This is a genomic window from Pedobacter punctiformis (assembly GCF_027213715.1).
GTDB lineage: Bacteria > Bacteroidota > Bacteroidia > Sphingobacteriales > Sphingobacteriaceae > Pedobacter > Pedobacter punctiformis.
In genome coordinates this window covers 289,867-312,207 of record NZ_JAPWGM010000006.1, presented here as the reverse complement: position 1 = coordinate 312,207, position 22,341 = coordinate 289,867, and the positions used below count along the sequence as shown (strand labels likewise).

Below are 22,341 nucleotides of genomic sequence, written 5' to 3'. Positions count from 1 at the left end.
AAATTAGTGTACGGATAACACTATCTATTCTGCATAGCTCTGTTTTCTACGTGTGCCTCTTCAAATTATTAAAACTATTACGTATCATTAATAAAATAGATGGCACTAATGTTGGTTGTTTAAACTATAAAGTTGCATATTCGCAAATCGTAAATACAAAAACGCATGTTTGAAGCCATATTATTAGGTATTGGGGCAGGGATTATTTCGTCGTTTTTAACTGGTCCGGTTTTTTTTGCAATGATTAAGACCAGTATAGAAAAAGGCTTTAAGGCAGGTTTTTCATTAGCTGTCGGCGTAATTATAAGTGATATAGTTTTAATTGGCATCGTGCTTTTTGGCAGCCAGTTTTTTGAATATAAAGCCAGTTTTGATAAATATGTAGGTCTAATTGGTGGTTTATTTCTACTTGCCGTTGGCGTATATTATCTGTTTTCAAAAATATCTATTCATTATAACAGTAATACCTTACAAAAAGTAAGTAAGCGGGGCTATTTGTTAAAAGGATTTTTAATGTGCATCCTTACTCCTTCTACTTTAATGTTTTGGATTATTGTAAGTGGGATTATTTCGGTTAAGCTTAACAACATGCTTAATGAAAAATTAGTTTGTTTTTTTATTGCGATGGCAACCCAGTTGAGTATAGATGGAGCAAAAAGTTTTTATTCCAGTAAATTACGGTACAAAATCAAAGAAGATGCGCTTAAAAGGCTAAACAAAATTGCGGGCATAGTCATTATCTTTTTCGCAATATGGATGATCGTCAAAACCTATTTTAAATTCTATGCATAGATTTTCTAAGTCCTTAATTTACAGGCAAAAGTTTCTAAATCTGATTGAAGCGGCGTCTCCCAATTTTTATTGGAGATAAAGCGTAAAGCAGGAACTACAGCAAGCCAAAAGCACAAAAACTGCTTTCGATAAACATAAAATATTATTCTTTTTTATTAGAAAAGCAAAGACAGCGCTTTGGTTAAAGTTAGTCCTGCCAAACATTACAAGTCCTCGGTTTCATTCCTCAACCTGTGGGCTTTCCATTTATGTCAGGTTTATTTTGCAAAGCCCAGTGTTTCTAAACCGGATTGAAGCGGGATAGCAATTACAAAAGCTCCACCCAAAAAAATAGCCCATATAAAATATGAGCTATTTAATTCTTTAGAAGAACTTAACTATTAATAAGCTCTTTGATTATTTCCTTCTTTCCAGTTAACAAAAGCTTTATTTACCACTTTATTTCCACCTGGTGTTGGATAATTTCCTGAGAAATACCAATCTCCCTTATTTTTAGGACAGGCGCTATGTAAGTTTTCAAGGCTTTGATAAATCACTTCAACTTCTGCCACAGTTCCTTTAGGTGTAATAATCTGTGCAATTTTAGCCGAAATTTCTTCAGGCGTAAAAGGTTTATAAATTTCCTTTACGTGATTTACAATGTCCTCCTTTGGTAGTAATAAAGAAGCTTTACATTTCTGATAAACATCTTCAATTAATTGCCACATACCACGTTCTGTTAACAATTGGATTGCGGCATCAAAAGCGACAAACTGCCCCATTCTACTCATATCAATGCCATAACAATCCGGATAACGAATTTGAGGTGCTGAAGAAACAATAATAATTTTCTTAGGATGAAGACGATCTACAATCTTAATAATACTTTGTTTTAGGGTTGTACCACGAACAATAGAATCGTCAAGTGCCACCAAAGTATCCTGGTGGTTTTTAATAATACCATAAGTAGTATCGTATACGTGTGCCACCATTTCACCACGATCTGCATCCTGGGTAATAAAAGTACGTAGTTTTACATCTTTTACAGCAAGTTTCTCTACTCTTGGCGCCATAGAAAGCAATTCATCAAGCTGTGTATCGCTTAATTGCTCCTTTTTGGTTAACAAGGTATCTTTTTGATAATTACGGATATATTGATTTACACCTTCAACCATTCCAAAGAAAGCAACTTCGGCAGTATTGGGAATAAACGAAAATACAGTGTTTTTTAAATCGTGACCAACCGCTTTTAAAATCTGATTACAAAGTAAACGACCTAATTGCTTGCGTTCCTGATAAATTTCAACATCACTGCCCTTAGAGAAGTAAATACGCTCAAAAGAACAAGATAACTTTTCAGTAGGCTCTCTGAATTGCTCCATGCTTACTTCACCATTTTTCTTGATGATTAAAGCATGTCCCGGATCAATTTCTTTAACATCTTTAAACTGGATGTTGAAAGCAGTTTGCAGTGCTGGTCTTTCTGAAGCACCAACTACAATTTCGTCGTCGTAATAGTAATAAGCCGGACGAATACCTGCCGGATCACGCATGATAAACGAATCGCCATTACCAATCATACCACAGATAGAGTAACCACCATCCCATGTTTTAGCTGAACGACGCAAAATATTGGCAATATTTAAATTATCCGCAATTTTTTTAGTAATTGCTACATTGTCGTGGCCTTCTTTCTTATAAGTATCAAAAAGTTCCTGATTCTCATCATCTAAAAAGTGACCGATTTTTTCTAAAACCGTTACTGTATCGGCTTTTTCTTTTGGATGCTGGCCTAATTCGTAGAGTTGCTCCAGTAATTCATCAACATTAGTCATGTTAAAATTACCGGCAATTACCAGGTTACGGGTCATCCAGTTGTTTTGCCTTAAAAAAGGGTGGCAATTTTCGATGCTGTTTTTACCGTGGGTACCATAACGCAAATGGCCCATTAACACTTCGCCTATAAAGCTTACGTTGTCTTTGAGCCACTCTGTATCCTGCATTAACTCAGGCGTATTTTCTTGTATATCTACAAACTTGTTCTGCACATATTCAAATATATCTGCAACTGCATTCGAAGCCATGCTCCGATATCGGCTGATATACCTGCTTCCCGGCTTCATATCCAGTTTAATGGTTGCAATACCTGCGCCATCCTGGCCCCGGTTATGCTGTTTTTCCATTAAAAGGTATAATTTATTAAGGCCGTAAAGTGCTGTACCGTACTTTTGCTGGTAGTAAGAAAGTGGTTTTAACAGGCGAATAAAAGCGATTCCGCATTCGTGTTTTATCTGATCACTCATTGTGTGGGTTTGAAGCCGCAAAGTTATCCTTTTAAATATTTACAACCTAAATAAAAATAGATTCTTTTTAATGATGAAGTTTAGCTGACAGAGCAATTTCTAAATGCGATCAATCAGCAACCTGTATTATTAATTAGAATTAGTCTAAACAATTTGTTAATTATTGTTAAATTTTACATATTTGCCCGGTAATTAGAATTAGTCTAAATTGAGAAAACTTTACATTTCATTCATTTTTGTTTTTATTTGGTTTGCCGGGGTGGCACAGATAAAAAACCAGATCACCGGAAAAGTGGTAGATTCCCAAAACAAACCGTTAGAGCTTGTTAATATCAAAGTTATTGAAACCAATCAATACGCTACTACCGATAAATCGGGTGTTTTTAGAATTAACGGATCAGAGATAAATAACGTTTTGACTTTAGAATTCTCTTATATCGGTTTTCAAAAGCTGCGAATTCCTGTTACTGTCAAATCGGGAGAAACTAATCTGGGAAATATTTCGCTTAAAATTTTAGATTTAAGTTTAGAAAACATCGAAATTAATGCAAAAAGGAATTACTCTGGGTCTACCAACTCATCTTTAATTATTACAAGAGATTTAATTGAGCAAACTCCAGCACTAAGCGTTAACGATTTATTAAATCAGATACCCAATCGGAAGATAACACCGCCCTCTTTGCAAAATATTCAAAATTTAACTTTAAGATCGGCTTTTGAGCTCACAACTAATGGAAGGGATCCTTTTACGCTAAACAATTCTTTTGGTGTTGCCATAATCGTAGATGGCAATAATATTTCTAATAATGCAAATATGCAAGGGTATAATCCAGGCTTAAGAGGTTTAGGAAGTACCAGTATTAGCAGCAACGACTTTGGTTTAACAGGTACAACTTCTACAAGTTCTTATAGCGGAGATTTCGCATATGGAGGAACGGATTTAAGGCAAATATCAGCAGATAATATTGAAAGTATTGAAGTTATTGCAGGTGTTCCTTCGGTAAAATATAGTGATCTGTCTGACGGAGCAGTTATAATAGAAAGACAGGCTGGCAAATCACCTGCTTATGTACGCATGCAGGTTCGTGATAACGCAACTTCATATAGTTTCTCGAGGGGGTTTATGCTTAGTCCACAATTAGGCAGCTTTAATGTAGGTGTAAATTATGTTAACTCATATGCTGATAACAGGGATAAGATAAAAGCCTATAAGCGGATTAACACCAATGCCATGTGGACAAATAGCTTTGGTAAGGATAAAAGAATAAAAAATACTCTAAGTTTTGACTATAGTAGAAACCTAGATGGCATTAAAAAGGATGATGATGATCCTACAAGTAGAATTGTAAGTTTCCACAGCTGGAACATGGGTGTAAGTAACCGAACAAGTTATCGGTTAAATACTGATTTCCTTAAAAATATTGGTTTAAATTTAAGATATGGGGCTTCACACCAACGCAGTTATACAGAACAATTTGTAAATAGTCCTTATATTTTATACAATAATGCTACAGAAACTGGTCTTGTTAACGGAATTTATGATAAAGGTATTTATACTGCAATAAGTGATGTGGATGGAAGGCCAATTACGGCTTCAGCACAGCTTGATTTAAATGCCGAATACAAAACAGGTAACTTAAACCATTTCTTAAACTTCGGCGCTAATTTTTCATATGCTGCAAACAATGGTTTAGGCAGGCTTTCTGATCCAGCAAGATCAAGACCTGGTTATAATACAACGGGCAATAGTTTATCGGCCGGTCCATCTGAACGCTATTATGATTTTTCATTAGCCTATGCACAGAAAGATTTTGGCCTGTATGCAGAAGATGTATTTACCTTAAAAGTTAGTGGCCGCGATTTGAACTTTAGAGGTGGATTGCGTTTGGATGGACAAAATGGCTTCGTAACATTATCTCCCCGTACCAATATTAATTATCAGCTAACAAAAAATTTCAGACTTGGTTTTGCGTATGGTCTTTCTGTTAAATCCCCTGGTCTGGCACAAAGATATCCCGGACCAACTTTTGTTGATGTACCGTTAATTAATGCTTACAATGGAAATGCGAATGAAAGTGCAAGTATTTATTATGTTCGCAGATATGATCCTGATGGCAGTAAGCTAAAATCATCAAAAGGACAGACCTTTGAGCTTTCAGGATTATACAAAATAAAAGATTATCAACTATCCTTTTCCTTGTTCCACAAGTTAAATACTCAGGGATACAATACTGTTAAGCAATTCGAAATATTAACACTTCCTCAATATGCAGCGGTTTTTACACCTGGCTCCAAGCCTTCGATTACTGAAAATGGAACCAAAAGATTTTTGGTTAATCATAACGAGTTTAATAACGATCTCAAAGCAAACAACCAGGGTTTTGATGTAATATTAAGCACTCCAAAATACGAGGTAATCTCAACTTCCTTTAATATCAGTGGTGGAATATACCGTTCAAGTTATCAGGAAACATCAGATCGTTTTGAAACTACAATTTCGGATAACAACACCATTCCGGACTACCCTATAACCGGCGTTTATGCTCCAAGAAAAAAAACAACATATTTCAGTTCGGGCAGAGTAACATCATCTACGCATATTCCAGCCATTAGTCTGATTGTACAATTAACAGCAGAGTTTAGCTTCTTAAACAAAACACTTACAAATGTCAATGATGGGGTTCCGAAGGCCTATTTTACCCGCGATGTAAGATATATTGAAATAACAAACCCTGATCCAAACAATAAAGTTTACGGTCATTTGTTTATACCGGAAAATGAACTTACATCTGATAATCAGTATAAAATTTATTCAAATTATCACTTGAGTCTGGCTAAGGAAATCAAAAAGAGATTTAAGTTCGCTTTTAATGCATATAACTTCCTGAACTATCAACCCACCTATAAAAAGCCGAACAGTAACACCCTGGTATTTCCAAACGGTGCACCAACATTTGGCATTGAATTATCTTTAAAACTTTAATAGCCATGAAAAAAATTTTATTCGTAATAGTTATAGGGTTATTATTTGCTTGTAAAAAGGAACACCTACCTGATGTTCTTCCCACCGATTTAAATGTAAAAGTAGCTTTTGATCTGGCCAATAGTGGTTATACGTTCCCGGTTGCCAATATTACTGTTAGAATAAAAAGTTTAATCAGTGGAAGATACCTATCACTTACTACAAATGATAAAGGTACAGGGACTTTCTCAGATCTGCCAGCAGGAAGGTATGATGTGGATGTGAGTTACACAATATCTGCAAGCGACTATACAGCGATTACTGGAATAATAACAACAAAACCAGTAATATTTAATGCTGCTGAAAAAAACAAGTTGATTAACAAAGATAACCAAGCAGAACTAATTTTAAATCTTAAATCAGGCACTATTGGTACCTGGTTAATAAAGCAGGTGTATTATGCTGGATCAGACAGAACCCTGGGCGCACTTTACAGAGATCAATTTATTGAGATTTATAATAACACGGATCAAATAATGTATGCCGATAGTTTGTATATATCTGAGATATGGGGCAGACAAAGTACAACCAATACCAATTATAATTTCCAGGCAAACGGTCAGTATGATTGGTCTAAATCTCTTAATATGATCATAACAAACGGAGATCCTAACACTGATTTTGTCTATGCAAAAACATTATTTATGATTCCGGGAAATGGCAAAACTTACCCTGTTAAACCAGGAGAAAGTATTATCCTGGCCCAAACTGCATTAAATCATAAATCGCCCTTTACCGGAACCGATGGTCAAACAATTTCGGTCCGCAACCCGGAGTTAACTGTAGATTTGAGTAAAGCAGATTTTGAAGCATATTATGGATCTTTTTTACCGAAACCATTAGATTCTGATATAGATAATCCACTTGTTCCTAATGTTGAAGTACTTTCTTACACGGGTACAGATATGATTTTGGATAATCCCGGCAGAACAGGGATAGCAATTTTTAAAGTAGATGGAACACAAAATGTTAAAAACTGGCCAATGTATAATGAGCCACTTAAAACAGCTCCTTCTCCAACAGTCCGTAAATATTATCAAATCCCCTCAAAGTACATTATTGATGCTATGGAAATTCAGCCAAACGTAGCAACCTCGAGATTACCAAAAAAATTAGGCGCTGATCTTGATGCTGGCTTTGCATTTGTTCCAAAAGGAGCTTACACCTCTCAATCTGTTATCCGAAAAACAGAAAAAACAGAAAATGGAAGAGTTGTATTAAAAGACACTAATAATTCAACTGAAGATTTTAACTTTTTGGATATTGCCCTGCCAAGAGCTTTTAAATAAAAACATACCAAACATATACCATTTCGATTTACATGAGAAAACTCATCATTATATCAATAGTAATAATTTTATCCATATTTAAAGTTTTTGCACAAACTAACGAAAAGGCCTTCCGAACTCAATCGTTAGTTAGTAAAAGCTATTCTGTAGATTCGGCCTTAACCCAATTGTATCAATTTTCAAAGGAAAATCCATTTTTTATGGAAAAAATGATGCCGAATAAGTACAATAATCTAACCGTTAGATATGATTTTGATAAAGGACATTATATACCTGTTCAGGGTGCCTCTAAAGTTCAATCTCTTTCATTATTTAGTGAAGGGAAAACAACACTTGAAAAATTTCATCTTTATGGATCTTTTAATTATCAAAGAAGTACAGAAGACAGCACACGCTGGGCACATCAATCCAGATTTAGCAACAGTTCTCCATATTATTTTGGTTCAATTAAAAACAATCATTATGAGCGTTCGGTTTATAAAATTAATGCGGCAGTAAGCAGAGCAATGATAGCTGACAATCTTCCTTTATCTTTAGCAATAGACTATAGAATTGGCAATCATTTTAGTAATAATGATCCGCGGGGAGATGTAAGAGATTTTCAGCTAAACATTAACCCTGCTATTGGCTATAACCTTTCAGATAAATTACTGGTTGGGGTTGGATATCAATATGGCTATGGACGAGAGCAAATTGGAGTTGGTTATAAAAATAGTTCGTATTTCGAAAATACAGTTAGTGAAATTTTTACAAATTATTTAATAAAAGGCTATGGTAGTGCCCAAATTGTTCAGGTAAAGAATTTATTAAGGTATGATAATAACCAGGACCGTCAATATGCTAAGGCGTATGTTAATTATAGCATAACTACAGACGACAATATACTTTTAACCTTAAAAAAAGGTAATGAATCACAACTTTTTAAAAGAAATTTTACAGATGATGTTGGTTTCAGTGAGTTTATGACTTATGATATTAAACATTCTTCAGCAAATTTAGTCTGGCACAAAAACACAGAAAGAAGTGAGGTTAATCTATCAGTTAACTACAACTATAATGCTGGTGCAGGTTATGACAATGAGCTTGCTGGTATAAATTATATAAATGACCAGGAATCTTACGGTTTGAAGTTATTCTATACTTTAAAAAATAAAAATGGACTGGTGCATAATTTAAATTTTGGCGTTCAGCATCTTGAAGATATTAAGAAAGATGGGAATTATGCAGTAGATATTTCTTGCAGCAGGGTTAATTTTAATGCTGGCTGGGGAATTAATAAACAATTAAGCAACAACCATAGCTTCGGCGCAGCAATTTCTGCTGTGTATAGCTTAAAAACATCATCCAGTTTTTTTGCACGAACAGAAAACGAAAATGTATTTTATAACTATGTGATCTATCCTGATTATCAATTTAATACTTCAAATAATTATGCTTTAGGATTATCGGCAGACTATTCATTCCCTACTTATAAAGGAATACAAACTTCTATAAAGGTTTCAGGGAATTATATTCAGCATGTGGGTAACTATGTTGATCTCCAAAGAACAACATTAAATACGCCTGGCAAAGATCGTTTTTCTTCAAATATCAGCCTAAATCTGTATTTTTAACCCATGAATAAAGTTTTTTGTGGACTGGTTATTATTCTTACCGGTTTAATTTTATTTTCATTTCAATCTTCCGAGTTCAATCGTGAAGACGATTTGAGTATCGATAGTTTACGTAAGGTATATGCTAAATCTACAGATCAATGGCCTAAACCCACAGTAGATAAAGATGCTGTTTTTCAGGAATTAGCTGAGCTTCCGCCCTCTCCTGTTAATTTAAAAAATGATTCAGTTAAAAAAGTTGCGGAGTTAGGTAAAATATTATTTTTTGACCCCCGTTTATCCGGTTCAAATCAAATTTCCTGTTCAAGCTGTCATGCGCCAGATTTGCACTGGACAGATGGCCGTCAGGTTTCGGTAGGGCACGATCACTTAAATAACATCAGAAATGCGCCTTCTTTGGAGAATGTTTGGTTTTACAAACGTTTATTTTGGGATGGACGGGCAAATAGTTTAGAAGAGCAGGCAGGGAATCCTGTGGCTGCGCATAATGAAATGCATCAGGACATAAAGGCACTGCCTAAGAAACTAAGTAAAATAAAAGGTTATAAACCTTACTTTATAGGTGCTTTCGGTTCTGCTCAAATTACCAGCGAAAGAATTTTTGAAAGCCTGGCTACTTTTCAACGTACCATTGTAAGCAGAAGAACATCCTTCGACCGCTTTCTTGCTAAGGATAAAAACGCATTAACAGACCAACAAATATTGGGTTTACACCTTTTCAGAACCAAAGCCCGTTGTATTAATTGCCACAATGGCCCTTTGTTTACCGACAACGAATTTCACAACGACGGATTAACCTATTATGGCCGTAAATACGAAGATTTGGGATTATACAATGTAACTAAAAAACCTGAAGATGTAGGTAAATTTAAAACGCCGGGATTAAGAAACGTAATGAAAACAGCACCGTGGTTTCACAATGGCTTATTTCCGGATATGGATGGCGTAATGAATATGTATAATGTAGGTATGCCGGTGCAAAGAGTTAAACCAGAGCAGGAAAATGATCCATTACTTCCTAAAAATGATAAACTTTTAAAAGGTTTAAAACTGAGTGGAGCAGAAAAGGATGCTGTTGTGGCTTTCTTAGAGGCTTTATCTTCACCAACTGTTTTAACCCGGGTTGAGGAATTGCCAAAATAGTTTAATTGTTTTCGTCTTTACAAGGTAAATTACATTCTGGAAGATTTCAACTCTTCTCCAAAAAAGATGGAAGCATGTCCATCAAAGACTGTAGTATCTCCACTGGTGTAGAATACTTTTTGTCCGCCTTTACCCAGTGTAGTTTCAATTTCAGGGTGTCTTTGTAAATAATCAGCCAAACTATTGGCTACGATCTCCCCCTGGGTTAAAATATTAATATGGTCGGGTAAAAAAGCCTTAAGTTTTGGCATTAATAACGGATAGTGCGTGCATGCCAAAAGAATACAATCTATTTCATCAGATTGCTTAAGTAATTCGTTGCAGTATTCATTTATAAAAAAATCTGCTCCGGGTTGTAAATGCTCATTATTTTCAATTAAAGGAACCCACATCGGGCAGCTTTGCTGATAAACTTTAAGATCAGGGAAAAATTTGTTGATCTCTAAAAGGTATGATTTAGAATTTATCGTCCCACGGGTACCCATTACGCCAACTTCTTTACTTTCGGTAAAATTGTTTATCACCTCTGCTGTAGGTCTGATTACACCCAAAACCCGTTTGCCAGGGTGCTTAGCTGGTAAATCTTTCTGCTGAATGGTTCTTAGCGCCTTTGCTGAAGCCGTATTACAAGCCAGGATAACCAAAGGGCAGCCTTGATTAAAAAGCCATTCTACGCATTCTAAAGTGTATTTATAAATGGTTTCAAAAGAATGATCGCCATAAGGAGATCGTGCATTATCGCCCAGATAGATATAATTATAATCCGGTAGTTTATCTGCTATTGATCTAAAAACGGTTAAACCTCCATAGCCCGAATCAAAAATACCAATTGGTGCCAATGTGCTCATATTACAAAATCTTCTAAATTGCTTAAAATAAAAAACGGGATCAAGTTGAACTTGATCCCGCAATATAATTTTAAAAACCTGAGTTTTTAATTAATTATTATTTTTTAGGTGCAGCTGGCTTAGCAGTAGCAGTGATGCCTAATTTAGTTTTCACTGCTGGAGTGATATCTTCACCACCATCCCAGAATACTAAGTTATTTCCACCTTGTCCGTTTGCAATATCAAAAACATACGCTAAACCTTTTTCTTTAGCTACAGATGAAATAGCACCTGCCACTTTAGTTTGGATTGGCTGAAATAACTCACCTTGTTTAGTACCAATGTCTTGAGAAGCTTTAGTACGAGCATCAGTAATACGTTTTTCAAGTTCTTGCAATTCAATTCCTGCAGTTTGTAATTCTTTACCTACTGTTTCTTTGTTTGCCTCACTTAATGTTTTCTCTTTAGCTTGAGCTGCAGCTAATTTAGTTTGATATTCTTTGATCATTCCATCAATATCAGTTTGTTTTTGTTTACCTAAAGTCTCTAAAGTAGCCTGAGCAGCTTTAGCTTCAGGTAAGTTAGCAAATACTTCTTCTGAATTAATGTGACCTAGTTTTTGTTGTGCATTTGCCATATTAGCCGTAAACACTAACCCCGCTGCCACAACAAATACGTTAATTAACTTTCTCATTTTTCTGTTTTACTTTATTTTTTTAATTGTTTTTTCTAAAATTTAACGGGCGAATATAATTAATTATTTACAGTCCCCGGCTTATAACCTAATTTTACAATCACATCATTACTAACATCATAACTACTGCTGGCGTAAATCATCATTGTAGCCTCACTACTTTTATCAAAAATAAAATCAAGATATTTAGCTTTTGCGATTTGTTTAATTACATCAGCCACTTTATCCTGTATAGGTTTGATTAATTTTATTCTGCTTTGGAAAAGCTCACCATCCGGTCCAAATTTTTGACGCTGAAATTCTTTAGCTTGTTTTTCTTTTTCAATAATTTCATTTTCACGGCGTTTACGCATATCATCGGTTAATAAAACCTGATCTGCCTGGTACGCTTTATACATTCTGTCGATCTCAGAAAAATTCTGATCTGCCTGCTGCTGCCATTGTTTTGAAGCAACTTCCAGCTGACTTAATGCCGATTTATATTCTGGCAAATGTTTTAAAATGTATTCAGAATCTACATAAGCAAACTTCTGCGCAAAGGCGCCGAAGGTGGTACAAAGTAAGAAAGCAATAAAAAGATATTTTTTCATTTGTATGTGTGTTTTAATAACTCTTGTTAACAGTGTGTTTAATAAATCCAAATATATAATTTATTGTTCACGATTCTGGAAACTATACACAAAGATACTACCAAAAAACAAAAGCCAAAGAAAACCGGGGCTTTTAACTCTTTTTAACATTTGGAATACTACAAAAACGTTTAATATTCATTGATCAGGTTATCAACAAAAAAAGGCAGCCATTAAATAGCTGCCTTCCATTTATGCTTTTAGATTGGTTTTAAAAACCACCAAGCTGTTGTGCAATACTAAAGTGGAATTGTCCTTTGTTTGCATCAGGTAAGCCCGGAATTGCATCAAAGCCATATCCATAGTCAATTCCTAATAAACCAAATATTGGCAGGAAGATTCTGGCACCAACACCAACGGATCTTCTGATGTTAAAAGGATTAAATTCTTTAAAATTATCCCAGGTATTACCACCTTCAGCAAATGCTAAAACAAATGCTGTAGCCTGCTGACTCGAGATTACCGGATAACGTGCCTCTAAAACATATTTGGTATAAATAGGACTTCCTGATGTTTGAGCCAAACTTGGGTTTGAACCTACCGGAATAACCGTATTGTTTGCATAACCACGCATTGCGATTAACTCAGAACCCTGAAGGTAATCGAAACCTTGCATACCGTCACCACCTAATTTAAAACGTTCAAAGGCTGACTGACCAACTGCACTGTTATACGATCCTAAGAAACCAAATTGCGCTTGTGCTTTGATTACAAAATTACCGGCTACACGCTGATACCATTGTGAATCGAATTTCCATTTATGATATTCTGTGAATTTATATTTTTGTTTATCTGAAGCCGTTGCATAATTCACTTTGTTAAACAATGAATATGGAGGCGTTGCCTGTACGGTAAATCTGATAAACGAACCCGATTTAGGGAAAATAGGAGAATCTCTTGAATCCCGGCTAATTTCTTGTGAAAGATTAAAGTTATAAGATGTTCCGGTAGAGAATTTAAACCCTGTATAGTTATTTAAAATATACTGTTGGAAACTTACCGCGTGGCTTAACTGGAAATAGTTATCCGGCCAGTTTAATCTTCTTCCTAAACTTACGGTTACTCCATTTAAACGAATTTTTTGATACATTGAACTTCCACTATCGTAACCATTAGATTGTAGCGAAGTAAATGCACTCACACCAAAGCTAACCGGTTTCTCGCCGCCAAACCAGGGTTGAGAGAAAGAGAAGCTATATGATTGGTAATATTTACCATTGGTTTGTCCACGTAAGCTTAGTTTTTGTCCATCACCTTTTGGTAACGGTTTGTAAGCTTTTAAATTAAATAAGTTACGTAATGAGAAGTTATTAAAGGTTAACCCTAAAGTACCGATAATACGGCCACCACCAAAACCACCTGATAACTCAATCTGATCTGAAGGTTTTTCTTCTACCGCATACTCAATATCCACTGTTCCGTCTGCCGGATTTGGTCTTGGAGTTGGTACCGTTTTAGACTCATCAAAGTTACCCAGTTGGCCAATCTCACGAATGGTACGGATTAAATCACTTTTGTTGAATTTTTGTCCCGGTTTGGTACGAATCTCACGTAGCACCACTTTATCATTGGTAATGGTGTTGCCTTTTAACGTAATGCGGTTATTGGTGTATTGCGGACCTTCATACATACGCATTTCCACGTCGACGGTATCGCCGTAAATTTTGGTTTGTACCGGATCGATGTTAAAAGTTAAGTAACCATTATCGGTATACATACTATTTATATCACCACCGTTTTCGCCACCACCATTTAATTTTTTATTTAAACGTTCTTCACTAAACACATCACCTTTTTCAATAGTTAATACTTTACTTAAAATACTATCCGGATAAATTGCATTTCCTGCCCAGGTAATTTTACCGAAGTAATATTTTTTACCTTCGTAAAGGTTCATTTTAATATTAACTTTTTTGGCATTATACTGGTAAATGCTATCGCTTAAAAGTTCTGCATCACGGTAACCTTTTTCATGCATTTTAGCAATCATTTTTACCTTGTTCTCTTCGTATTTTTCTTTACTGAATTTTCCAGAACCCCAAAAACGCCACCATGCAAATTGTTTTGGATTTTTAAGGTACTTTCTAAGTTTTGCGGATTTAAAATCTTTATTCCCTGTAAAATCAATATGCTGAACCTTTACACGATGTCCTTTATCAATATTGGCCTCCAGCACTACACTGTTTTCAGTGTTTGGGTCTTTACGGGTTGTGTAGTTAATCTTTGTAAAGAAATAACCTTTGTCCAGTAAATACTTTTTAACGATGGCTGAAGTAGTATTATATAAGTTGTCGTTTACAATTTTTCCGGTTTTATCATTCAGTTTTTCCTGAATAGCCGTTCTTTCAGATTTACGAACACCTTTTAAATCAATGGAGCTTAAACGCGGACGTTCAACGACTTCAATTTCAAAATAAACAGTATCCTGAACAAATTTTTCGATATTTAATTTAACATCATCAAATAATCCCTGCGCCCAAAGTGTTTTAATTGCATCTGCGGTTGCTTCGCCTGGAAGCACAATTTTATCACCTTTAGTTAATTTAGATAAGGTAACCAATACCTCTTTATCTAAGTATTGAGTTCCGGTAACGCTTGTACCACCAATGATAAATTCTTTAGGACTAAAATAATCGAGATCTAAGCCACCAACCTTTAATGAGGGTGTTGCCGGTGCCTGACCTGTTGGACGTATTTGAGCAAAGGCCGGAGCGGCTAAAACTAATAGGATTAAAACTTGAAATATTCTTTTCATTAAAATAATTTGTTCAGTAATGACCACGAAGGTAACAATGTTTTATAAAGCAAAATTTTCTTTATTAATTACCCTTATTGTGGTTTCATTTATCGTATAAAAGTGGTGCTAAGTTAGTTTAAACGCTTGTTAAAAAGTGTTAAAAGAAAAATTAGTTTAATTGTTCGCTAATTTTGCCAAAACGGCGTTCGCGTTTTTGATAATCTACAATAGCCTCAAAAAGGTTTTCCCTTCTGAAATCAGGCCATAAAATATCGGTAAAATAAAATTCTGTATAAGCCATTTGCCACAGCAAATAATTGCTGATGCGATGCTCTCCGCTAGTTCTGATCATTAATTCAGGATCAGGGATATTTACTGTAGTCAATTCTGCTGAAAAAAGGTTTTCATCAATATCTTCAAGCTTAATGGTATTATTTTTAACCGCAGCTGCAATATTTTTCGTCGCCTGTAAAATTTCCCATTTGGCGCTATAACTAAGCGCTAATGTTAAGGTACATTTTTCGTTATGCGCCGTTTTCGCCATCGCTTCTTTCAAATCATCAATACACTCTTGCGGTAAAGAAGCAATGTTGCCTATTGCATTGAGTTTAATGTTATTTTTATTCAGCGTTTCGGTTTCTTTATTGATGGTAGAAATCAGTATTTGCATTAAAGCGTCAACTTCTTCTTTTGGCCGGTTCCAGTTTTCTGTAGAAAAAGCGTAAAGTGTAAGGTATTCAATCCCCACTTCTACACAACCTTCTACTATATCTTTTACAGAAAGTACGCCATGTTCGTGCCCGAAAACACGCATTTTACCCTGGCCTTTCGCCCAGCGTCCGTTACCATCCATGATCACGGCAATGTGCTTTGGCAGGCGGTTATAGTCTATTTGTTCTTTAAATCCCATTAATTATGTCAAAATCAGCTTAAAAGGAATAGCATTTTGAGGATACAAAGGTAAAAGATATGCCAACACTAACAAATAGATAAGTGTCCCTTTTTCTAAAATCGCCTCTTTGGGTGCCGGCAAAACCGGTTTGATGCAGCGATGGATCGGTTAAATTTAATTGATTTGGCGGATTTCCAACAATTACCTGATTAACAGGATAAACTCCGCTTACATCGTCAATATAGTCGGTAAGCGGTGTTCTATAGCCAATTTCAGTAAAGATACTCCAGGCGTCTTTATAATTATAACGCAACCCTACCCCATAAGGAATGGTTAAAACTGTATTTTTATATGCCTCCGGTTGTCCTTCTGTTGCCAATCGATCTAACCGGTAAGTTTCTCCATTATATTTTACACGGGGCTTAAATTGTACAAAACCCACACCCGCAAATAAATAAGGCGAAAACCTTCTGCTACCTCCGTTTATTTTATAATCGAAAAAGTTAAAATCGAAAATTAAACTGCCCTCATTTAAAGGTGTTTTAAAACTAAGATTCCGCTCTCTGAATTGTTCGTTGTTAGAATTGGCATCTTTGGCCTGAATTTGCGCATAATTATATTGTAGCCGAAGGCCCAGATAAGGATTGAAATTACGTTTGGCAAAAATTCCGGCAGAAATGCCACTGATTTGAAGTGGGTTATTCTGATTTAAATCACCCATATATCCTGCAGCTCCTCCAGCAAGACCAATTTCCCAGGTAGCCTCCTGCGCCTGTACAAAGCGGGCACTGCAAAGAAAAAAAAGAATGATTAAAATGGGTTTGTTTAGCGACATATTAGTAGTTACGGGTATCAATGCCCCATAATAATTTATTCCTTAACGTGTTTAAATACGTTTCATTGTTAAGGCGAATAAGATTTATGCAAAAATCAGCTTTTTTTATGGTAATTTTTACTGACCGCTCCACGGTTACAGTTCTGCTGTCGCAGGAAACCAGAAATTTCGACTCTCTGGCCTCTACTTCAAAGGATAATTCATTGTCATCAGGCACTACAACAGGCCTTACATTTAAATTATGCGGGGCAATTGGGGTAACTACAAAATTTTCCGAATCCGGGTAAATAATTGGTCCGCCGCAGCTTAAAGAATAAGCGGTGGAGCCTGTTGGGGTTGCAATAATTAAACCATCAGCCCAATAAGAATTAATAAATTCGTTATTCATGGAGGCATGGATAATCATCATCGCTGAATTATCGCGACGGTGAATGGTGATATCATTAAGTGCAAAATTTTCTTCTCCAAAAAGGTTATTATCTGATTCTAAAGTTAAAAGCGAACGGGTATCTAAAGTAAATTCCTGGTTAATTAAGGCATTTAATGCCGATTTTATTTCGTTTTTATTAATACTCGCTAAAAAGCCCAGGCGCCCAAAGTTAATTCCGATAACAGGAATACCCGAATTACGAATGAGTGAAAGTGTATCCAGTAAAGTTCCGTCACCACCCAAACTCAATAAAACATCTGCATGTTCTTTTAACTCTTTATGGTTATGAAAAATGACGGTATTGGCCGGCAATTTAATTTTGCCATGCAAAGAGGTTTTAAACCTTGAGTATAAAACCGGCTGAATATTATGCTCACTTAAATGATTAAAAATTTCCTGTACATAGGGCAATACTGTATCGTTAAAATCTCTTCCGTAAATTGCAATCCTCATACGTTGTGTTTAAACATTTAAATAATTCATGAAAGAATCATATCGCTCCTGCGAGCCATTATCAATTTGAGTATTATTATAAACTTCTTTTACCTGGTAGTCGTATCGCTCAAATGAAGCCACCAAAGCTGTAATTTCAGTTTTATTGATTTTAAGGGTCACTTCTAAGCAGGTAGAATTTTCGAAAGAATTAACATAAGAAGATAATATTTGTGCATTATCTGCCTCAACAATCTGCGCAATATGTGCTAAAGAGTTGTCGCGGTTGCTAATTTCCAGTACAATAATTCCGCCCTGTTCATTTATCGCATACTGATCCGCAACGTAATCGACTATATTATTAATTGATATCAGCCCTAAATAGTTTTTCTGCTGATCAAGCACAGGAACAACAGTAAGTTTAAGCTGACTTAATAAGCGAATTACATCATAAGTATGTGCATTATTAAATACAAATGCATTTAACAGGTTTAAAGGCACCTCTTTAATTAACTTATTAGGGTCCCGGATACCTAAAACATCATCTTCAACGGCAATACCAATAAACTGAGCATCGTTAACAACGGGCATATGCTTTAGTTTAAACTCGTTCATACGATCTAAAACTTTCTGCACCGTGTCATCGGTCCTTACAGGTGGTATAACCTTTGATATGATTTCTTCAGCAAACATTATTTCAGCAATATTCTTTCTAAAAATTTCTCTAAAAAGGCGTTAAATATTTCGGGATGTTCCATCATAGGTACGTGTCCGCATTTATCTACCCAATTCAATTCAGAATTTGGCAACAACTCATGAAATTCCTGAGCAACCTCGGGAGGTGTAACCTGATCATTTCTGCCCCAAATTAATGAAACAGGAATGGTAATTTTAGATAATTCTTTTGCCATGTTATGCCTGATAGCAGACTTTGCCATGGTTAAGATCCGGATTACCCTCGACCTGTCATTAACTGTTTTAAAAACTTCATCAACCAGTTCTTTTGTTGCTATAGCCGGATCGTAAAAAGTAAATGCTACCTTTTCTTTTACATAATCATAACTTTCTCTTCGTGGAAAAGAACCGCCAAAAGCATTTTCATACAAACCCGAACTTCCTGTAAGTACTAATGCCTTTACAAATTCCTGATGTGCAACAGTAAAAACCAATCCAACATGGCCACCTAAAGAGTTACCAATAAGTACAACCTGGTTTAAGCCTTTAAATTTTAAAAAACGATGAACATATCTTGATAAAGCTTTTACACCCAAGGTTAAAATAGGTAAATCGTAAATAGGCAAAATAGGGACAACAATATGATAACGATCTTTGAAACGCTCTATAACGAGTTCCCAATTGCTTAATTCGCCCATAAGGCCATGCAGCAATACCAATGTCTCGCCCTTTCCAGCTTCTACATATTTAAATCCGTCTTCTTCAATTATCTCGTAAGTCATATTATTTTATGATGGTATTGTGCTACTAAGTTAGTAGAGTAAAATTAAATTTTTGCATTTATGCACCATTTTTCTGAAATAAAACACAAAACGGTACAAAAACACCTGTAAAAACATCAGGAAGCACATACAAGCATTAATTCAGCATTAAATGGGTACCTAAAAGTTTTTATCAACTGCCTTGCCGTAAGATTAAGCTAGTTTTTCTTTTACAATTTCGGCAATAAGTTTGCCATCAGCCTTACCTGCAAGTTCTTTATTGGCCATGCCCATCACTTTTCCCATATCTTTAACTGATGTAGCGCCAGATTGTTTGATAACGCCTTCAATTATTGCTGCAACTTCTTCTCTACCCAATTGTTTTGGTAAAAACTGATTGATCACCTCAATCTCTTCTTCTTCTACTTTATAAAGGTCTTCGCGATTTTGTTGCTTATAAATATCAGCAGATTCGCGGCGTTGTTTAATTAACTTTTGAAGAATTTTTAATTCCGTTTCTTCTGTAATTTCCTCTGATGCGCCTTTTTCAGTTTTTGCTAAAAGCAAAGCCGCTTTTATTGCTCTTAAACCTCTTAACTGTGCATCATTTTTAGCCAGCATGGCTTTTTTAATTTCCTGGTCTATTATATTAGATATCATTTCTTTTATTATTAGTTGATTAACTGTTTAAATTGGTTAACCGTTTTAAATTATATTGATTAATTACTTGTTTATCAGTTAAATGCTTTTACACTTAACGTTTAAACAACTCTGCAGTTAACCGTTCTAAATTATCCGTTCCTCGAAACGATGGTTGCGGTAGCCTGCGCTGTTGGCATAATTAGCATATCGTTAATGTTTACATGTTTTGGACGGCTTACCACATACCAAATGGCATCGGCTATATCATCTGCAATTAATGGTTCTAACCCATCGTAAACTTTCTTTGCCTTATCTGCATCTCCTTTAAAGCGAACAATAGAAAATTCTGTTTCAACCATGCCCGGATTAATTGCTGTTACTTTAATTCCATGAGGCAAAAGATCTATACGCATGCCTTTACTTAAAGCATCTACAGCATGCTTACTGGCACAATATACATTTCCGTTTGGGTAAACTTCCTGTCCTGCAATAGAACCTATATTGATAATATGCCCTTGTTTATTCGGAATCATCCAGTTGGAAACAATTTTAGTTATATAAAGCAAACCTTTTACGTTGGTATCAATCATGGTGTCCCAATCATCGGTATTTCCTTTATCAATTGGATCTAAACCCTGACTTAAACCTGCATTATTGATTAAAACATCTACTTTTTTCCATTCCGCAGGAATAGCATCCAGGGCAGCAGCTAAATTTTCTTTTTCTCTGACATCTGCAAAAACCTGTTTGATTGTAATTGCATATTTATCTTCCAGATGATTTGCTATTTTAGCCAGACGATCTTCTCTCCGTGCCAGTAAAACTAAATTATAACCGTGTTGAGCAAATATATGTGCGCAAGCCTCGCCTATTCCTGAAGTTGCGCCTGTAATTAATGCAATTTTAGACATATTGATGAAATTTTATTACCGATATAATCTTTTCCTGAAAGGTTAAGATTTATAAACGATGACAAAGGTAAGTTTTTTTGCTTGCTAAGCTTTACTGAAAAATCAGACTGAAAGTTAATTGACGTAATTTTAACTTATCAATAGGATTTGCAAAAGCCGTATTGTCGTGCTGAAGCAAATCGTTGGTAGAATAAGAAAGCTTGATTTCAGGAGATACTTTAAAATACTCAAAATAAAAATCAAAGCCTATTCCGGTTTCGTAAGACAAGTAATTTCTTTTACTTTTTAAAAATTTCTCAGCTGCTGGTAAACCTTCATCAAAGGTTTTCTTTTTCGAGGCAATATCAATAGAATACTTAGCGCCCCCCATCCAGTAGGCTCTAAAATTATTTTGTCTGTTGGATTTAATCTTAATACCTAACGGAAATTCAAACATGGTTGCCTGAATTTTTTTATCTATAATGCTTTCGTAAGTTTTGGTTTGTCCATTTGGCAAAGTTTGAGGAGGAATGGGTTCGTACTCATACCTTACAATACGATCGCTGAATATTAATGATGGTGTAGCCCGGACGTCAAAGTTATCTGTAATTCTTCTGTTCATTACAAAGCCTAAACCAAAACCTTGTGATGGAGGACTTGATATAGACCTTAACGAATTGGTTACCATATTACCGGATGAAGGATCGTAAGAAACCGAATTTGAATTGGGAACCTCGTAAAAAGGGTCCCGCCAATTGTTCTTTTTTAAAATTTTATATTCAGCAGAAATGTATTGAAAATTAAAACCCCAACTCCAGTCTTCATCATCTACACCCCCACCCCAATTTTGGGCAAAAGATGTTGCTGAAACCATAAAAAGAAGGATGAAAAGGCTTAATTTTCTTATCATTTAGTACCGGTATATATAGAACTTATTCCAAACGTTAAAATTTGTTGTTTGGTACTTTTGAAGCCAATTTTTTCCATTAAAGCTGTAAAATCCTCTCCATCAGGAAAAGCAGCAACCGACTCAGGCAAATAAGTATAGGCTCTGTGGTCTTTTGAAAACATTTTACCGAAGAACGGCGTAATTTGTTTAAAATAGAAGCTGTACAATTGTTTTACCGGAAATACGCGTGGTTTAGAAAATTCAAGGATAACCATTTTACCGTTTGGTTTTAAAACGCGGTACATATCGGTTAAACCTTTTTCAAGGTTTTCGAAATTACGCACACCATAAGCGCAGGTTATGGCATCAAAAGTATGATCTTCAAAATGAAGCCCTTCAGAATCACCCAGCTGAACGGTAAATGTTTCGTTCAAACTGCGGTCATTGATTTTCTTTTTGGCCACATCGAGCATCCCCTCCGAAATATCTACACCAATTATTTTTTCAGGGTGCAGCTTTTTAACGGCTTCAAAAGCAAAATCACCAGTCCCGGTTGCTACATCAAGCATAATTCTGGGGTGGATAGAAACCAATTCTTTAATTGCTTTTTTACGCCACAAAACATCAATTCCTAACGAAAGAAAATGATTTAAGAAGTCGTAAGTACCTGAAATGTTATTAAACATCGTTGCAACCTGCTCTTTCTTAGTTGCATCTTCAACTTGATATGGAGTAATATTTTGATTCATGATATGCGGCAAAGATAGACAAAAAGTCGGGAGTCTTTAGTCTGGAACCCGAAGACAAAACCCAAAGTTTACATAATAAAGAAATTAAGGATTTTGACTAAAGACTTCGAGCTTCCGA

Annotated in this window: 19 protein-coding genes; 5 read left to right on the top strand and 14 right to left on the bottom strand. The window is 35.5% G+C overall.

Annotation, left to right across the window (positions count from 1 at the left end; genetic code table 11):
* The first annotated feature begins 165 nt into the window (after window positions 1-165).
* Window positions 166-792, top strand: coding sequence for a LysE family translocator (locus O0955_RS16820; RefSeq protein WP_269428726.1), 627 nt, complete (start codon window positions 166-168; stop codon window positions 790-792).
* Between the two features lie 380 nt (window positions 793-1,172).
* Here O0955_RS16820 and O0955_RS16815 read toward each other — a convergent pair whose 3' ends face one another.
* On the bottom strand, window positions 1,173-3,074 hold the full coding sequence (locus O0955_RS16815) for an amidophosphoribosyltransferase (protein ID WP_269428725.1): 1,902 nt from the start codon (window positions 3,072-3,074) through the stop codon (window positions 1,173-1,175).
* A 259-nt stretch (window positions 3,075-3,333) separates the two neighbouring features.
* Here O0955_RS16815 and O0955_RS16810 point away from each other — a divergent pair, with 259 nt between their 5' ends.
* From O0955_RS16810 to O0955_RS16795, 4 genes are read left to right on the top strand one after another with little or no spacing between them, the layout of a single operon-like run.
* Window positions 3,334-6,057: a TonB-dependent receptor gene (locus tag O0955_RS16810; RefSeq protein ID WP_269428724.1), complete on the top strand. Its 2,724-nt coding sequence runs from the start codon at window positions 3,334-3,336 to the stop codon at window positions 6,055-6,057.
* Window positions 6,058-6,062: 5 nt separating this feature from the next.
* Entirely contained in the window at window positions 6,063-7,385 is a 1,323-nt protein-coding gene (locus O0955_RS16805; protein ID WP_269428723.1) for a DUF4876 domain-containing protein, read from the top strand.
* Between the two features lie 32 nt (window positions 7,386-7,417).
* Window positions 7,418-8,998 (top strand): DUF6850 family outer membrane beta-barrel protein, encoded by a 1,581-nt coding sequence (locus O0955_RS16800; RefSeq protein WP_269428722.1) that lies wholly within the window; start codon window positions 7,418-7,420, stop codon window positions 8,996-8,998.
* 3 nt (window positions 8,999-9,001) lie between these two features.
* Window positions 9,002-10,141, top strand: coding sequence for a cytochrome-c peroxidase (locus O0955_RS16795; protein ID WP_269428721.1), 1,140 nt, complete (start codon window positions 9,002-9,004; stop codon window positions 10,139-10,141).
* A 29-nt stretch (window positions 10,142-10,170) separates the two neighbouring features.
* On the opposite strand, the gene murI is transcribed toward O0955_RS16795, so the two are convergent.
* The 13 genes from murI to ubiE form a co-directional block, all read right to left on the bottom strand.
* Window positions 10,171-10,989, bottom strand: coding sequence for a glutamate racemase (gene murI, locus O0955_RS16790; RefSeq protein ID WP_269428720.1), 819 nt, complete (start codon window positions 10,987-10,989; stop codon window positions 10,171-10,173).
* Window positions 10,990-11,086: 97 nt separating this feature from the next.
* Window positions 11,087-11,662, bottom strand: coding sequence for an OmpH/Skp family outer membrane protein (locus O0955_RS16785; protein ID WP_269428719.1), 576 nt, complete (start codon window positions 11,660-11,662; stop codon window positions 11,087-11,089).
* A gap of 59 nt (window positions 11,663-11,721) precedes the next feature.
* Window positions 11,722-12,252 (bottom strand): OmpH/Skp family outer membrane protein, encoded by a 531-nt coding sequence (locus O0955_RS16780; protein ID WP_269428718.1) that lies wholly within the window; start codon window positions 12,250-12,252, stop codon window positions 11,722-11,724.
* 250 nt (window positions 12,253-12,502) lie between these two features.
* Window positions 12,503-15,046: an outer membrane protein assembly factor BamA gene (gene bamA / locus O0955_RS16775; RefSeq protein WP_269428717.1), complete on the bottom strand. Its 2,544-nt coding sequence runs from the start codon at window positions 15,044-15,046 to the stop codon at window positions 12,503-12,505.
* Between the two features lie 151 nt (window positions 15,047-15,197).
* Window positions 15,198-15,938, bottom strand: a complete 741-nt coding sequence (uppS, locus tag O0955_RS16770; RefSeq protein WP_269428716.1) for an undecaprenyl pyrophosphate synthase — start codon at window positions 15,936-15,938, stop codon at window positions 15,198-15,200.
* Between the two features lie 19 nt (window positions 15,939-15,957).
* Window positions 15,958-16,755 (bottom strand): type IX secretion system protein PorG, encoded by a 798-nt coding sequence (porG, locus tag O0955_RS16765; RefSeq protein ID WP_269428715.1) that lies wholly within the window; start codon window positions 16,753-16,755, stop codon window positions 15,958-15,960.
* A 1-nt stretch (window position 16,756) separates the two neighbouring features.
* A complete protein-coding gene (locus tag O0955_RS16760) occupies window positions 16,757-17,638 on the bottom strand; it encodes an NAD kinase (RefSeq protein WP_269428714.1) in 882 nt (293 codons plus the stop codon).
* A gap of 9 nt (window positions 17,639-17,647) precedes the next feature.
* Window positions 17,648-18,310 (bottom strand): CBS domain-containing protein, encoded by a 663-nt coding sequence (locus O0955_RS16755; protein WP_269428713.1) that lies wholly within the window; start codon window positions 18,308-18,310, stop codon window positions 17,648-17,650.
* On the bottom strand, window positions 18,310-19,074 hold the full coding sequence (locus tag O0955_RS16750; RefSeq protein ID WP_269428712.1) for an alpha/beta fold hydrolase: 765 nt from the start codon (window positions 19,072-19,074) through the stop codon (window positions 18,310-18,312). Before O0955_RS16750 ends, O0955_RS16755 begins: the two co-directional genes overlap by 1 nt.
* Window positions 19,075-19,266: 192 nt before the next feature.
* Window positions 19,267-19,713, bottom strand: a complete 447-nt coding sequence (locus O0955_RS16745; RefSeq protein ID WP_269428711.1) for a GatB/YqeY domain-containing protein — start codon at window positions 19,711-19,713, stop codon at window positions 19,267-19,269.
* 131 nt (window positions 19,714-19,844) lie between these two features.
* Entirely contained in the window at window positions 19,845-20,606 is a 762-nt protein-coding gene (locus O0955_RS16740) for an SDR family NAD(P)-dependent oxidoreductase (RefSeq protein WP_269428710.1), read from the bottom strand.
* 91 nt (window positions 20,607-20,697) lie between these two features.
* Window positions 20,698-21,495: a type IX secretion/gliding motility protein PorT/SprT gene (porT, locus tag O0955_RS16735; RefSeq protein WP_269428709.1), complete on the bottom strand. Its 798-nt coding sequence runs from the start codon at window positions 21,493-21,495 to the stop codon at window positions 20,698-20,700.
* A complete protein-coding gene (gene ubiE, locus O0955_RS16730; RefSeq protein WP_269428708.1) occupies window positions 21,492-22,223 on the bottom strand; it encodes a bifunctional demethylmenaquinone methyltransferase/2-methoxy-6-polyprenyl-1,4-benzoquinol methylase UbiE in 732 nt (243 codons plus the stop codon). Before ubiE ends, porT begins: the two co-directional genes overlap by 4 nt.
* Window positions 22,224-22,341 lie beyond the last annotated feature (118 nt).

Coding starts and splice junctions, on each gene's coding strand:
- O0955_RS16820 (WP_269428726.1), top strand. CDS start 166: ATGTTTGAAGCCATATTATTAGGTATTGGGGCAGGGATTATTTCGTCG.
- murI (WP_269428720.1), bottom strand. CDS start 10,989: ATGAGCACATTGGCACCAATTGGTATTTTTGATTCGGGCTATGGAGGT.
- O0955_RS16795 (WP_269428721.1), top strand. CDS start 9,002: ATGAATAAAGTTTTTTGTGGACTGGTTATTATTCTTACCGGTTTAATT.
- porG (WP_269428715.1), bottom strand. CDS start 16,755: ATGTCGCTAAACAAACCCATTTTAATCATTCTTTTTTTTCTTTGCAGT.
- O0955_RS16740 (WP_269428710.1), bottom strand. CDS start 20,606: ATGTCTAAAATTGCATTAATTACAGGCGCAACTTCAGGAATAGGCGAG.
- O0955_RS16760 (WP_269428714.1), bottom strand. CDS start 17,638: ATGAGGATTGCAATTTACGGAAGAGATTTTAACGATACAGTATTGCCC.
- O0955_RS16755 (WP_269428713.1), bottom strand. CDS start 18,310: ATGTTTGCTGAAGAAATCATATCAAAGGTTATACCACCTGTAAGGACC.
- O0955_RS16750 (WP_269428712.1), bottom strand. CDS start 19,074: ATGACTTACGAGATAATTGAAGAAGACGGATTTAAATATGTAGAAGCT.
- porT (WP_269428709.1), bottom strand. CDS start 21,495: ATGATAAGAAAATTAAGCCTTTTCATCCTTCTTTTTATGGTTTCAGCA.
- O0955_RS16785 (WP_269428719.1), bottom strand. CDS start 11,662: ATGAGAAAGTTAATTAACGTATTTGTTGTGGCAGCGGGGTTAGTGTTT.
- uppS (WP_269428716.1), bottom strand. CDS start 15,938: ATGGGATTTAAAGAACAAATAGACTATAACCGCCTGCCAAAGCACATT.
- bamA (WP_269428717.1), bottom strand. CDS start 15,046: ATGAAAAGAATATTTCAAGTTTTAATCCTATTAGTTTTAGCCGCTCCG.
- O0955_RS16800 (WP_269428722.1), top strand. CDS start 7,418: ATGAGAAAACTCATCATTATATCAATAGTAATAATTTTATCCATATTT.
- O0955_RS16780 (WP_269428718.1), bottom strand. CDS start 12,252: ATGAAAAAATATCTTTTTATTGCTTTCTTACTTTGTACCACCTTCGGC.
- O0955_RS16745 (WP_269428711.1), bottom strand. CDS start 19,713: ATGATATCTAATATAATAGACCAGGAAATTAAAAAAGCCATGCTGGCT.
- O0955_RS16805 (WP_269428723.1), top strand. CDS start 6,063: ATGAAAAAAATTTTATTCGTAATAGTTATAGGGTTATTATTTGCTTGT.
- ubiE (WP_269428708.1), bottom strand. CDS start 22,223: ATGAATCAAAATATTACTCCATATCAAGTTGAAGATGCAACTAAGAAA.
- O0955_RS16815 (WP_269428725.1), bottom strand. CDS start 3,074: ATGAGTGATCAGATAAAACACGAATGCGGAATCGCTTTTATTCGCCTG.